The sequence below is a fragment of the Amycolatopsis rubida genome, from assembly GCF_900115345.1.
In the GTDB taxonomy this organism is placed as follows: Bacteria; Actinomycetota; Actinomycetes; order Mycobacteriales; family Pseudonocardiaceae; genus Amycolatopsis; species Amycolatopsis rubida.
This window is the reverse complement of sequence record NZ_FOWC01000014.1, coordinates 1-12,869: the sequence shown is the minus strand read 5'-3', so window position 1 is coordinate 12,869 and position 12,869 is coordinate 1. Positions and strand designations below refer to the sequence as shown.

Here is a 12,869-nt window from a genome sequence, read left to right as displayed (position 1 = left end):
TTCATCAGGGTAATGATGCACCGTACCGAGAGGTGAGGACATGCCTGAAGCGCTGGTTTGCGGCGCGGGAGTCGCGGGTTGCGCGTCGGCCTACTGGCTGCGCCGCAGCGGCTATGACGTGACGGTCGTGGAGCGCGCCGAGGGGTTGCGCAGCGGAGGTCAGGCGATCGACGTCCGCGGCGTCGCGCTGGAGGTCATCGACCGGATGGGCATTGGCGAGCAGGTCCGCGCGAAGCGCACGCGGATGCGCGGGATGTCGATGCTGGACGCGTCCGGCAACGAAATGTTCCGTTCCGAGGAGCGCGCGTACAGCAGCGGCCGGCTCGACAGCGAGGACGTCGAGATCCTCCGCGACGACCTGGTCGAGCTGCTGCACGAGGCCGCCGGCGTCGAGTTCCGCTTCGGCGACGAGATCACCGCGCTCGACGCCGAGTCCGGCCGGGTCGAGTTCGCCGAGGCCGAACCCCGCACGTTCGACCTGATCGTGGGCGCGGACGGCGCGCATTCGGCGGTCCGGCGGCTCGCGTTCGGCCCGGAGGACCAGTTCCGCCGCTATCTCGGCCAGTACCTGGCGATTTTCCCGGCGGCCAACACGGTCGGCCTCGAAGACTGGCAGATCTGGTTCCAGGGCGAGGGCGTCGGCGGCGCGGTCTATCCGGTGCCGGGCAACGAGGAGATCCGGGTGACGCTCGGTTTCGGCGAGCCGGAGTACCGCGAGATCCGGGAGGTCGCGGAGCAGAAGAAGCTCGTCGCGGAACGCCTGAGCGAGGTCGGCGGCCCGGTGCCCGACCTGGTCAAAGCCATGGAGGAGTCCGAGACGTTCTTCTTCGACGCCATGCTCCAGATCCGTCTCGACCGCTGGACGACCGGCCGGGTCGCGCTGGTCGGCGACGCCGGGTACTGCGCGTCCGTGCTGTCGGGACAGGGCACGAGCCTCGCCTTGGCCGGCGCGTACGTGCTGGCGGAATCCGTGGCGGGCTACGAGGCCCGGATGCGCCCGTTCGTCGAGCTGAACCAGGCGCTGGCCACGGAAAACGCGGCGGGGCCCGCGTCGGAGGAATCGGTCGAGCGGGCGAAGAACGCGATCAGCCTGGACCGCTGACCCGCCGCCTGGCGGGAGATTCCCGCCGCCCGGCTGGCCCGGTCCGGCTCCCGGGCGGCGAGGATGGGGCCAGCACCCGAGTCCTTGGAGGCCCCGCGATGACTGCGTATCCACCGCTCCCGTTCGACCCCGAGCTGGCCGCGGCGCTTGAGGTGCTGGCAACCGAGCGTCCGCCGATCGAGACGCTCGAATCGATCCCGGCGGTGCGCGCGGCCGCGGCGAAGCGGCAGATCTCGCTGGAGGAGATCACCGCCGACGGAGCCCTCGAAGTGTCCGAAGCGGACGCCGAAGGCCCGCGCGGCCCGATCCCGCTCATCCTCGCGCGGCCCGCCGGGGCGGTCGACGTCCCGGTGCTGTACTGGCTGCACGGCGGCGGCATGATCATCGGCGGCCACCAGGGCGGCGACCTGTACTTCCTCAAGGAGTACGCGACCGAACTGGGCCTCGGCTTCGTCTGCGTCGACTACCGGGTCGCGCCCGAACACCCGCATCCGGCTCCGGTCGAGGACTGCTACGCCGGCCTGGAATGGACGGTCAAGCACGCCGCCGAGCACGGCTTCGACGCCTCGCGCGTCGTGATCGGCGGGGCGAGCGCGGGCGGCGGGCTCGCGGCGGCGACGGCGCTGCTCGCCCGGGACCGCGGCGGACCGGAACTGCTCGGCCAGCTGCTCGTGTACCCGATGCTCGACGACCGCAACGATTCGCCGTCGGCGATCCAGATGGCCGAACTGGGCAGCTGGGACCGCACCGCGAACAACGTCGGCTGGACCGCGCTGCTCGGCGACGCTCGCGGCGGCCCGGACGTGTCGCCGTACGCCGCGCCCGCACGCGCCGAGGACCTGTCCGGGCTCCCGCCCGCATTCCTCGACGTCGGCAGCACCGAGACCTTCCGCGACGAGGTCGTCGCCTACGCGAACCGGCTGTGGCTGTCCGGAGTGCAAGCGGAACTGCACGTCTGGCCCGGCGCTTTCCACGGCTTCGACGGCTCGGCTCCGCAGGCGGCGCTGTCGCAGCAGGCCCGCGCCGAGCGGACGCCGTGGCTGCGGCGGCTGCTCGGCTGAACCGGGCGAGCGATGATGGACCGATGAGGGAGCTGGTCACGCATCTGAGCGCGCTCGATCCCGGCGCGGCCGAGACGGTCAAGGTCATCGCCTACTTCGACCGGCTGGTCGAGGGCCGCGCCGGGCTGGAGCCGATCGTGCGCGGGGCGGCGGTGCTGTCCGGTTGCCCGGCGCGGCTGGCCGACGACGAACGCCGGGTGCGCGTCCGCGTCGAACCGGACGGACGCGTCGTGCCTTCGGCCGAACCGCCCGATCCGGAGTGGCCGTCGGCTCCGGTCCGTCCGGACGGGCCGGTCGCGCTGTGGCTGGAACGGCCCGGCCCGGCGAGCCCGGTGGACGCGATGGTGCTGGAGCGCGCGTCGGCCGCGGCTCGGTCGGTGCTGGACCGCACCCGCGGCCGGGTCGTCGATCCGGCGTCTGTGGAAGTGGTGCTCGACGCGTCGGCGGACGAACGAACCCGGCTTCGCGCCGCGCATCGCCTCGGCCTCGGCTCCGCCGCGCGAGCTGTCGTGACCGACGGGGTCCCGCTGGTGGTTCCTCCGCAGTGGACTCCGTCGGGGCGCGCCCGGGCGGGTCTTGGCACCGTGGTGGACTTGGCCGACCTGCCGTTGTCCGGCGCACAAGCCCGGACGGCTTTCCGGTTCACCGCGGCCGAGGACGATCCTGGACCGTCCGTTGTGGACTACGCCGAACTCGGCGGACTGGCCGTGCTCGCCGATGCGGTCGGACCCCGCACCGAACCGGTCGCGGACGTCGCGAGCCTGGAGCACGCCCGCACGGCGGCCCCGTGGGTAGTGCCCACGCTGGTCGCCGTCGCGGGCGCTCCGAGTCTGCGTGCCGCCGCGAACACGCTGGTAGTGCACCATTCGACCCTGCAGGAGCGCCTGGCCCACGCCGAACACCTGCTCGGCTGGCCAGTGCGCGATCCCGCGGGCCGGTTGCGGTTGCAGCTGGCTATCGCGCTGTGGCGGCTGCACCGCACCGGTTGATCACGGCGTGAGCAGCGGCAGCAACGGCTTCCGCACCGCCGTCGCGACCCCGTCCGACGCCTGCGCCGCGGCGATCCGCTCGTCCGTCGGCGTCCCGTACGATGTGGTCCGCTGCCGCAGCGGACGCCCGAGCGGCTCGACCATCGCGCGCATGTCGCTGATCGTCTTGTACGACCCGTTCGCCGCGCCCGCCATCCGGCTGATCGTCTCCTCCATCAGCGTGCCGCCGATGTCGTTGACGCCGCCCTGCAGCACCGCCCGGCTGCCTTCCTCGCCGAGCTTCACCCAGGAACTCTGGATGTTGTCGAACGTGCCGTGCAGCAGCAGCCGCGACAGCGCGTGCACTGCCCGGTTCTCGCGCAGCGTCGTGCCCGCGCGGGCGAGCCCGGCCAGATAGATCGGCGAGCTCTGGTGGATGAACGGCAGCAGCACGAACTCGCTGAACCCGCGCCGCCCGTTGCGTTCCACGCCTTCGCGCTGCAGTTTGGCCAGCAGTTTCAGGTGCCCGACCCAGTGGCTCGGGTTGTCCACGTGGCCGTACATCATCGTCGCCGTGGTCGGCAGCCCGACGTCGTGCGCGGTGGTGACCACCTCGATCCACGCGTCCGTCGGCAGCTTGCCCTTGGTGAGCACCCACCGGACGTCGTCGTCGAGGATTTCCGCGGCGGTGCCCGGCAGCGAGTCCACCCCGGACTCCTTCGCCCGGATCAGGAAGTCGCGAATGGACAGATTCGTCCGCGATGCTCCGTTCACGACCTCCATCGGGCTGAACGAGTGCAGGTGGATCTCCGGCTGCCGCCGCTTCACCTCGGCCGCGAGGTCGAAGTACGCGGTGCCCGGCAGATCCGGGTGGATCCCGCCCTGCATGCAGATCTCGGTCGCGCCCGCGGCCCATGCCTCGTCCACCCGGTCGCCGACCTGCTCCAGCGACAGCGTGTACGCGTCCGCGTCGGTCTTGCGCTGCGCGAAGGCGCAGAACCGGCAGCCGGTGTAGCAGACGTTGGTGAAGTTGATGTTCCGCGTGACGACGAAGGTGATGTCGTCCCCGACGACCTCGCGCCGCAGGTCGTCGGCCAGTTTCGTAAGCGCGTCCAGCTCCGGCCCGTCGGCGTGCAGCAGGGCGAGCGCGGCGTCGTCGGACAGCCCGGCGGGGTCCTTTTCCGCACTGCGCAAGGCATCCCGCACGTCGGTGTCGAACCGCTGCGGACCGGTCTTGATCTTGCGGCCGATCTCTTTCCAGTCGCCGTAGACCGAATCGAAGTCGCCTCGCCGGTCCTCGGTGCGGCCGGTGGTGTCGATCTCGGTGTGCAGATCGGTGCGGCCGGATTCCTGCCAGCCGCCGTCCGGCTCCTGCCACGGGATCCCGACCGGCATCGCGCCGTCGCGGGCCAGCCCGGTTTCCGCGTCGACCAGCGCCGCCACGTGCCGTGTGACGCGCGGGTCGAGCCACGGCTGGCCGCGCCGCACGTACTCCGGGTAGATGGTCAGCCGCTCGCGCAGCGCGTACCCGGCCTTCTCGGTCTGCCGTGCCAGCAGGTCGATCTGCGGCCACGCGCGTTCCGGGTTCACGTGGTCCGGGGTGAGCGGCGAAACGCCGCCCCAGTCGTCGATGCCCGCGCGGATCATCAGGTCGTACTGGTCGCCGATGAGGTTCGGCGGCGCCTGGATACGCATCCGCGGACCCAGCACCAGCCGGGCCACAGCGATGTTCGCGGCCAGTTCTTCGAGGTCGGCGTCCGGGGTCGCGCGCATCTTCGTGTCCGGCTTGGCCCGGAAGTTCTGCACGATGACTTCCTGGATGCCGCCGTACTCGCGCGCGGTCTTGCGGATCGCGAACAGCGCGTCGGCGCGTTCTTCGTGCGTCTCGCCGATCCCGATCAGCACCCCGGTGGTGAACGGCACCGAGCTGCGGCCCGCGTCCTCCAGCACCCGAAGCCGGACCTCGGGATCCTTGTCCGGCGAACCGTAATGCGGCCCGCCCTTCTCGCTCCACAGCCTGCGCGCGGTGGTCTCCAGCATCATGCCCATCGACGGCGCGACCGGCTTGAGCCGCTGGAAGTCCTGCCAGCTCAGGACGCCCGGGTTGAGGTGCGGCAGCAGGCCGGTCTCTTCGAGCACCCGGATCGCCATCGCGCGGACATAGGAGAGCGTGTCGTCGTAGCCGTGCGCGTCCAGCCATTCGCGTGCGGCCTTCCAGCGGTCCTCCGGCCGGTCGCCGAGGGTGAACAGGGCTTCCTTGCAGCCCATCTCGGCGCCCTTGCGGGCGATGTCGAGGACCTCGTCCGGCGACAGGAACGGCGATTCGAGCCTGCCGGGGACGGTGACGAAGGTGCAGTAGCCGCACCGGTCCCGGCACAGCCGGGTCAGCGGGATGAACACCTTGCGGCTGTAGGTGATGATCCCCGCGCGACCGGCTTCTTCGAGGCCCGCGTCGCGGATGCGGGAGGCGTGGTCGGACAAAGTCCTGAGGTCGTCGCCGCGAGCGTGCAGCAGCACGGCCGCCTCGGCGACGTCGAGCGTCTTCCCGTCTCGCGCCCGGGCGAGCGCACGGCGCATGGCCGACGGGGTGGGCGTGGTCACGCCAGCTTCGGGCTCCATTCCCGCCACGCTAGGACCCGGCCGCCGCGACCAGCCAGCTCTTAGCCCGCCACCCCGCGCGCGAGCGGTCCAGGGTGATCATTCGCGCAGGTTGCGGGCTTGTCGGCGACGGATGACGGCGGTATTACCTAAAGGATGGCGTCAGTGATCGGGAAGCGCATCGGCGGGCGGACGTACTACTACCTCGCCGAGTCCGCGCGCGTCGACGGCAAGCCGCGCGTGGTCGGCCAGCGGTACCTCGGGACGGCCGAGGACATCGCGGCGGCGATGGCAGGCGGCGGTCCGGAAGCGGCTGGCGCGCGGCATCGGTCGTTCGGCGATGTTTCCGCCGTGTGGGGGACGCTGCAGCGGCTCGACCTCGTCCGGCGCGTGGACTCGGTGGCCGGACCGCAGCGTGCCCGGCCGACGCTTGGCCTCCATGTCGCGCTTGCCGTGCTGCACCGGGCGACCGCGCCGGAGACGGAGTTCGAGCAGTGGTGGACCGGCTGTCTCGCGCAGGATCTGGTCCGGCCCCGGCCGCCTCAGGCAGCGATCACGACGGCTGGTCATTGGCGGGCGTTGCAGCGGCTTACTCCGGAGCGGATCGCCCGGGTGGAAACTGTTGTGGCGGAGGCGGTTCTGGACCTTCTGGGCGATGACGGGACGGAGACGCTGGCGGTCGATGTCGCGCAGTTCGCCGCGTTCACCGCTGCGGATTGCACGGCGCCGTCGGCTTGCCAGGACGTGCTGGCCGGGCTGGGGCTGGTTGTCACGCGGGATGGGGCGATTCCGCTGGCGTCCCGGGTTTATCGGAGGGAGAACGCACCGGTCTTCGGCGCGCTGGCGGCCGAACTGGGGCAGCGGCACACGTTGGTCTTCCACTCCGGCCAGGCCGCGCAGCTCGACCTCGGCGCGCGGACCGGGTTTGTCGGCTCGCTTCCGCTGGCCGACCATCCGGAGCTGCTCGCGCGTCCGGCGTCGGTGCGGCGGCGGGTGGATCCGGAGCGGTTTGCCGGGCTGACCGCCTTCGACACTGTGGCGACTGTGGACGGTGCCCGCCGACGCGTCATCCTCCTCCATTCCGCGACGCTGCACGCGGCGCAGTACCGGGCGTTCACCAGTGAACTGAGCACTACGGTGCGGGAGCTTGACGGGTTGGCCGCGGCACTTGCCGCTGGTACTCATCGTGGGGACCGGACTCAGGTGCACGCGGAGATGTCCCGGATCATTCGTGGCCGCCGGGTGGAGCGGGTGCTGAATACGACGCTCACCGGGAGTCGTGCCGGGGAGCTTCGGCTGGAGCGGCGGGTCGATGCGGCTGCGGTCGCTCGGTTGGCGGAGGAGTTCTTCGGGAAACAGCTTTTGGTGACGGATCGGGATTGGCCGGTCGCCGAGGTGGTCACCGCTTATCGGGCTCGGACCTATCTCGACTCGACATTTCGCTGGCTGACCGGGTCCGCGGTGACGGGGCCTTCGCCTCGGTGGGAGTGGAGTGCGCATCGGATCGCGGTGCATGCGTTGGTGTCGGTGCTTGCTGCGACAGTCACGCATGTGATGCGGCGGGAGGCGGACCGGGCTGGGATGAACCTGTCGGTGGCCGAGTTGCTGGATCAGCTGCGGGGGATCGGGGAGACCGTGTTGCGGCATCGGTCCACTGGGGGGCGGCCGCGGACGCGGCGGATTCTGTCTGACCGGACGGCGAGGCAGCAGGCGTTGTTCGAGTTGTTCGGGTTGGAGCGGTTTGCTCCTGGGTGATTCGGCTCGTCGCCCTGGGGGGCGACATCGCCTTTGGGGGTTGCGTGGGGCACCCCGAAGGTTGATTGTGCTGACGGTTCGGGGGTGCTTGTCAAGGCGGGAAAGATGCCCTGACAAGCACCCCCGAACCGCAGGGGGGCTTCGGATCGGGGTGCGGGGGAGGGGCTGGGCGCCTCGATGGTTGGGTGCATCGGCGGCGGTGGGGGCGGGGCGCATCCCGGCGGGCGGGGCGGGCGTGCGGGAGGGTCCCCTCACGCACGTGGGTCAGGGCTCGCGGTCGATGTTCAGTGCGGAGAAGGTCTGCACGACCGGCATCAGTTCGATGACGTTGATGTTCACGTGCGTTGGCTGGGAGCTTGCCCAGAAGACCGACTCGGCGACGTCGTCCGCGGTCAGTGGCGTGGTGCCGGCGTAGACGTTGCTCGCTTTGGCCTGGTCGCCGCCGAAGCGGACGGTGGAGAATTCGGTGCCGCCCACCAAACCCGGTTCGACGTTCGTCACGCGGACGCCGGTGCCGCGCAGGTCGGAGCGCAGGTTGAGGCTGAACTGGTGCACGAAGGCCTTGGTCGCGCCGTAGACGTTCGCGCCGGGGTAGGCGTAGCTGCCTGCGACGGAGCCGATGTTGATCACGTGCCCGGCACCGCGTCCGACCATTCCGGGCAGCACCGCGCGGGTGAGGTGGACGAGACCGGTCACGTTGGTCTCGATCATCTGGTCCCAGTCTTCCAGCTTCGCCTCGTGCGCGGGTTCCAGACCCTTCGCGAGGCCGGCGTTGTTGACCAGGATGTCGATCTTCGCCCACTCCTCGGGCAGCTGCGCGACGACGTCCGCGACCGCTGCGGGGTCGCGGACGTCGAGGACCAGCGGGTACACCGCGTCGCCCAGTTCGTCCGCAAGCGTCTTGAGCCGGTCGCCGCTGCGGGCCGCGGCGACGACCCGCGCGCCCTCCGCGACGAACCGGCGCGTGATCGCGGCACCGAACCCGGCGCTCGCGCCGGTCACCAATACGGTCTTCATGGAGTGCGTCACCGTTCTTCCGCGTGGTCCTGGTCCAGGAAGCGGCCGAACACGTCGTTGAACTCGGCCGCGCGTTCCAGGTTAGGCAGGTGCCCCGCGCCGTCGAGCACCACCAGCTCCGAGCTGCCTACGAGCTGGTGCAGCAGCTGCGCGTCGGCGACCGGAGTGAACTCGTCCTCGCTGCCCACCGCGACCAGCGTCGGCACGCTGACCTGCTTCAGGGAATCGCGGTAGTCCGGCCGCTTCGCCCGGGCTCGCAACGCCGCTGCCGCACCTGTCGCCGGTGCGTTGCGCATCATCTTCTGGACGTGCTCAGTCACCTCGGGGTTCTCGCGGAAAGTGCCCGGCGACACCATTTTCGGCAACAGCTCGTCGGCGTACGCGGTCATGCCTTCCGCGAGAACCCGGTCCGCGGCCTGGTTGCGGGTCACCTTTCCTTCATCGGTCTCGGGCTCGGCGAACGTGTCGGCGAGCAGCAGCGCGGCAATGCGCTCCGGGTAGTCCCGGACGGTCTGCATCACGATCTGCCCGCCCATCGACAGCCCGCCCAGCACGAAGCGGCCGATGCCGAGGTGATCGGCCAGTCCGGCGAGGTCCTCGGCGAAGTCTTCGAGCCCGCGGACCGCCGGACCGGTGCTTTCTCCGTATCCCCGCAGGTCAGGCACCACGACCCGGTGCCCGTTGCGGGAGAGGTACTCGGCCTGCGGACCCCACATGGACCGGTCGAACGGGTGCCCGTGCACGAGAAGCACCGGGAGCTCCGGCCGCGGTCCGAGGTCGTCGTAGGCGAGCCGAGCGCCGGAGGGGAGAAGGACTGTCTGCATGTCCCCGACGCTAATCGGGGCGAGTTTTCAGTGCAATAAGGTGCAATGTAGTCGGAGCAATGTTTTTCTAGCGCAGCTTCGCGAAGAACTGCCGGACGTCGCCCGCCCACAACTCCGGCACCTCCTGCGCCGCGTAATGGCCGCCGCGGTCGTACTCGTTCCACGACACGAGGTTCCGGTGATGCTCGGTGAACACGCGGATCGACGGCAGGTCGCCGGGGAACTGCGCGACCCCGAGCGGCACCGGATTGCGGCCTTCGGCGGGTGTCTCCCGGGCTTCCTCGGCGTAGATCCGGATCGCCGAACCTGCGGTGCCGGTCAGCCAGTGGATCGTGACGTGGGCGAGGATCCCGTCGGCGTCGAGGCCGTGGTCGTGCATCGCCTGCGCGTTCCAGCCGAGCAGGCCGGCCGGGGAGTCGGACAACGCGTGCGCGAGGGTCTGCGGCTGCTGCGCCTGGACGACGCCGTAGGACGCTTCTTCGGCGAGGTAGCGGTGGAACGCGTCCCACGCGGCTTTGTCCTTGTCGGACAGGTCGGCAATCCACTGTGGATCGTCGTCCGGCGGCGGGTCCCAGGTCTGCGTCACGTGCGCGCCGATCACCTGGTCCGGAGCTACGCGCCCGACCTCCGGTGCGATCCCCGAGCCCCAGTCGTTGCCCGCGGTCCCGTAGCGCTCGTACCCGAGCCGGCGCATCAACTCCGCCCACGCCCGCGCGATCCGCCGCGGCCCCCAGCCGGTGTCGGTCGCCGGCCCGGAAAAGCCGAACCCCGGCAACGACGGCAGCACGACGTCGAACGCGATCGACGGATCAAGCCCGTGCGCGCGAGGATTGCTCAACGGCCCGACCGCGGCCAGATACTCCGCCGCCGAGCCCGGCCACCCGTGGCTGAGGATCAACGGGATCGCGTCCGGCTCCGGCGAACGGGCGTGCAGGAAATGCACGTTGCTGCCGTCGATCGTGGTCGTGAACTGCGGATACTCAGCGAACCGCCGCTCAAGAGCCCGCCAGTCGTAGCGGTGCCGCCAGTACTCGGCCAGTTCGCGCACCCGGCCGGTGCGGACGCCGTACCCTTGGTCGCCGCCGACCGGCTCCGGCGCCCACCTTGTGCGGTCAAGCCGTTCCCGCAGATCGATCAGGTCCGCTTCCGGGATCTCAAGCCGGTACGGCCGGATCTCGTCAGTCATGGTGAGCTCCTTCGGAGAGCCGCCGGGCGCAGGCGTTGAGATACCGCACCTGGCGGATGTTGGTGGCGAGTCCGGCCGCGCGCCGGTACGCGCTCCGGGCCGCTTCGCGGTCGCCCGCCTTTTCCAGAAGATGTGCCCGCGCCGCATAAAACCGCCGGTCCCGGTGGTCCAGCGCTTCGAGCAGTTCAAGTCCCACGGCTGGCCCGTCCGCCATCCCGACCGCGACGGCGTGGCTCACCTTCGCGACCGGACTCGCCGAAACCTTCAGCAGCAGCCGGTAAAGCCCGGCGATCTGCCGCCAGTCGGTCTCCTCCGCAGTGGCTGCCTCGTCGTGGACCGCCGCGATCGCCGCCTGCAGCTGATACGGCCCGACCGGCCCGCGCGGCAAGGCCGCCGTCACCAGCTCCACCCCGCGCCGGATCGACCCGGCCTTCCACTGAGTCCGGTCCTGCTCGTGCAACGGGACCAGCTCGCCCTGCTCAGTCGCCCGTGCCGGCGACCGCGCGTCCGTCAGCAACATCAACGCGAGCAGCCCCGCGGCCTCGCTGTCGTCCGGCAGCGACGCGGCCGTCGTCTCGGCCAGCCGGATCGCCTCCGCGACCAGGTCAGCGCGGCGCAAATCCGGTCCTGACGTCGCCGAGTACCCCTCGGTGAAAATCAGGTACAGGACATGCAGGACGGCTTCGAGCCGTTCGCCGCGCGCCTCTTCGGGCGGCATCCGGAACGGCACGCCGCTGTCCTGGACGGTCCGCTTGGCCCGGGAGATCCGGCGGGTCATCGAGTCCTCGGACGTGAGGAACGCCCGCGCGATCTCGGCCGTCGTGAGCCCGCCGACGGCCCGCAAGGTGAGCGCGATCTGCGACGCCACCGACAACGACGGATGGCAGCAGAGCAGAAGCAGGATCAAGGTGTCGTCCCCGGTCCGCTCGCCGACGTCCTCGCGTGCGGCCCGGAACTCTCGCTCCCGTCTTGCCTGGTCAGCGCGGAGCAAGTCGATCAGCTTCCGGCTCGCGACCTGCAGCAGCCAGCCGAAGGGCCGCTCGGGAACTCCGGTTGCCGGCCACTGCTGGGCAGCCTTGAGCAGGGCTTCCTGGACCGCGTCCTCGGCCGGGTCGAACCGCCCGTAGCGTCGGACCAGCGCACCCAGTACCTGCGGCGCGAGAGTGCGCAGGGTGTCGTCGAGCGTGGCCGGGACGGAGGGGTCGGTCATCTCTGCCGCCTTGGTTCTGTCTGAGTCCTGTGGCAGGCGCATCCGGCCTAGGTCAGAGTTCGCTTTCGCTGCCCATCACCGGCCGGACCACGACGCCGGCGTCCGCCAACCGCCCCGGTGCCTTGAGCAGTCCGGCCGCGATGTCAGTCGCCCGGTCGAAACCGGCGCAGTCGACCATCCAGTACCCGGCGATGACCTCCTCGGTCTCGCCGAACGGCCCGTCGGTGACGACCGGAGCCCCGTCCCGCAGCTGGAGGCGGCGGGCCAGCACGGGCGCGGCGAGCCCTTGGGTCTCGACCAGCTCTCCCGAATCGGCCAGCGCTCCGGTGAACCCGGCGAGGAACTCGTCGACCGCCGACACCTCCGGCGCGGCCGCTCCGCCGTCCTTGCCGCTGAGGCGGTCGTAGTCCTGCTGGTTGCCGTACGCCAGGATCAGGTACTTCATCGGGTGCTCCCTCTGTGCTCGGTCCGCTCTTGCGACCGGCGCTCGGCGGCCAGTCGGGGGAAGAACGAAACTGCCCGCCCCGGACCGGACATCGTTTCCGGTGACCTGGGTCACTCGCCAGTCGCGACCGGCTTGGCGCTCATGATGCCTCCGAACCGTCCTGCCCCCGGCGTCATTGCACACGGCCACGTCGACGTCCACCGGCAAGCCGCTCTCCGCCCGAACCGCTCGGCGCTTCACCCGGCAGCCGTCGACGGCGGTAACTCCGGCATTCACCGATAACGCGGGGCCCGTTCTTCCGCATTACGGCATCCGCGAGCCGATAAGCCACCGGATTCGCCGCGCTCCGGCCCGTCGACGCGCGGCACCGCGGCCCGCCAGATCGGCCGCAGCGGGCCTGTTCGGCCGGTTGACCTGCGAAGATCGTATTAAGGGACCCCCCTGTTTAGGGCCGTTTTGAGCCGTGTAATGTTCTCCAAGTCGCCAGGGAAACCGGGTGGCCGCCGGGACACGAACCAAGCTCTCGCCTTTGGGGTGATTGAGTGGGTGTCCCACCAAAAAACTGCTAGGAATGATCGCTTCGGTCAGGCTCGCCCTTGCGGGGGTTCGGGTGTGGTTCGGGGTGTGTTGCTTGAGAACTCAACAGTGTGCTAGTGAACTAAGCCAGTAGAGCTTATATGTGAAACCCCCTCGTCGGGGTTTC

The 12,869-nt window shown here is 70.4% G+C and carries 10 protein-coding genes; 4 read left to right on the top strand and 6 right to left on the bottom strand.

The genetic code is table 11. The features are described from left to right. The first annotated feature begins 40 nt into the window (after nt 1–40). The 3 genes from BM362_RS36220 (at nt 41) to BM362_RS36210 (ending at nt 3,152) form a co-directional block, all read left to right on the top strand. The gene (locus BM362_RS36220; protein WP_067582918.1) at nt 41–1,102 is read left to right on the top strand and encodes an FAD-dependent oxidoreductase; all 1,062 of its coding nucleotides are present in this window, start codon (nt 41–43) and stop codon (nt 1,100–1,102) included. A 98-nt stretch (nt 1,103–1,200) separates the two neighbouring features. Next, entirely contained in the window at nt 1,201–2,163 is a 963-nt protein-coding gene (locus BM362_RS36215) for an alpha/beta hydrolase fold domain-containing protein (protein WP_093576213.1), read from the top strand. 23 nt (nt 2,164–2,186) lie between these two features. Then, complete coding sequence (locus BM362_RS36210; protein WP_067582924.1) at nt 2,187–3,152, top strand: helix-turn-helix domain-containing protein; 966 nt, start codon at nt 2,187–2,189, stop codon at nt 3,150–3,152. On the opposite strand, the gene BM362_RS36205 is transcribed toward BM362_RS36210, so the two are convergent. Next, the gene (locus BM362_RS36205) at nt 3,153–5,750 is read right to left on the bottom strand and encodes a bifunctional FO biosynthesis protein CofGH (protein WP_167545566.1); all 2,598 of its coding nucleotides are present in this window, start codon (nt 5,748–5,750) and stop codon (nt 3,153–3,155) included. A 135-nt stretch (nt 5,751–5,885) separates the two neighbouring features. On the opposite strand from BM362_RS36205, the gene BM362_RS36200 reads away from it, so the two are divergent. Further along, nucleotides 5,886–7,484 (top strand): IS1634 family transposase, encoded by a 1,599-nt coding sequence (locus BM362_RS36200; protein ID WP_208865437.1) that lies wholly within the window; start codon nt 5,886–5,888, stop codon nt 7,482–7,484. Nucleotides 7,485–7,748: 264 nt separating this feature from the next. On the opposite strand, the gene BM362_RS36195 is transcribed toward BM362_RS36200, so the two are convergent. The 5 genes from BM362_RS36195 to BM362_RS36175 all read right to left on the bottom strand — a co-directional run bounded on the left by BM362_RS36195 (nt 7,749) and on the right by BM362_RS36175 (nt 12,166). Beyond that, complete coding sequence (locus tag BM362_RS36195; RefSeq protein ID WP_067582934.1) at nt 7,749–8,501, bottom strand: SDR family oxidoreductase; 753 nt, start codon at nt 8,499–8,501, stop codon at nt 7,749–7,751. Nucleotides 8,502–8,509: 8 nt separating this feature from the next. Further along, nucleotides 8,510–9,325: an alpha/beta fold hydrolase gene (locus BM362_RS36190; RefSeq protein ID WP_067582937.1), complete on the bottom strand. Its 816-nt coding sequence runs from the start codon at nt 9,323–9,325 to the stop codon at nt 8,510–8,512. A 67-nt stretch (nt 9,326–9,392) separates the two neighbouring features. Beyond that, nucleotides 9,393–10,511: an epoxide hydrolase family protein gene (locus BM362_RS36185; protein ID WP_093576210.1), complete on the bottom strand. Its 1,119-nt coding sequence runs from the start codon at nt 10,509–10,511 to the stop codon at nt 9,393–9,395. Next, the gene (locus BM362_RS36180) at nt 10,504–11,721 is read right to left on the bottom strand and encodes an RNA polymerase sigma factor (RefSeq protein ID WP_093576209.1); all 1,218 of its coding nucleotides are present in this window, start codon (nt 11,719–11,721) and stop codon (nt 10,504–10,506) included. The genes BM362_RS36185 and BM362_RS36180 overlap by 8 nt, the downstream gene beginning before the upstream one ends. Nucleotides 11,722–11,773: 52 nt before the next feature. After that, nucleotides 11,774–12,166 carry a YciI family protein gene (locus tag BM362_RS36175; protein ID WP_093576208.1) on the bottom strand — a complete coding sequence of 131 codons (393 nt, stop codon included), beginning with the start codon at nt 12,164–12,166 and terminating at the stop codon, nt 11,774–11,776. Between the last annotated feature and the right edge of the window lie 703 nt (nt 12,167–12,869).

Bases quoted from the DNA above. Each gene is read 5' to 3' on its own strand.
- BM362_RS36220 (WP_067582918.1), top strand. From the start codon at position 41: ATGCCTGAAGCGCTGGTTTGCGGCGCGGGAGTCGCGGGTTGCGCGTCG.
- BM362_RS36215 (WP_093576213.1), top strand. From the start codon at position 1,201: ATGACTGCGTATCCACCGCTCCCGTTCGACCCCGAGCTGGCCGCGGCG.
- BM362_RS36210 (WP_067582924.1), top strand. From the start codon at position 2,187: ATGAGGGAGCTGGTCACGCATCTGAGCGCGCTCGATCCCGGCGCGGCC.
- BM362_RS36205 (WP_167545566.1), bottom strand. From the start codon at position 5,750: ATGGAGCCCGAAGCTGGCGTGACCACGCCCACCCCGTCGGCCATGCGC.
- BM362_RS36200 (WP_208865437.1), top strand. From the start codon at position 5,886: ATGGCGTCAGTGATCGGGAAGCGCATCGGCGGGCGGACGTACTACTAC.
- BM362_RS36195 (WP_067582934.1), bottom strand. From the start codon at position 8,501: ATGAAGACCGTATTGGTGACCGGCGCGAGCGCCGGGTTCGGTGCCGCG.
- BM362_RS36190 (WP_067582937.1), bottom strand. From the start codon at position 9,325: ATGCAGACAGTCCTTCTCCCCTCCGGCGCTCGGCTCGCCTACGACGAC.
- BM362_RS36185 (WP_093576210.1), bottom strand. From the start codon at position 10,511: ATGACTGACGAGATCCGGCCGTACCGGCTTGAGATCCCGGAAGCGGAC.
- BM362_RS36180 (WP_093576209.1), bottom strand. From the start codon at position 11,721: ATGACCGACCCCTCCGTCCCGGCCACGCTCGACGACACCCTGCGCACT.
- BM362_RS36175 (WP_093576208.1), bottom strand. From the start codon at position 12,166: ATGAAGTACCTGATCCTGGCGTACGGCAACCAGCAGGACTACGACCGC.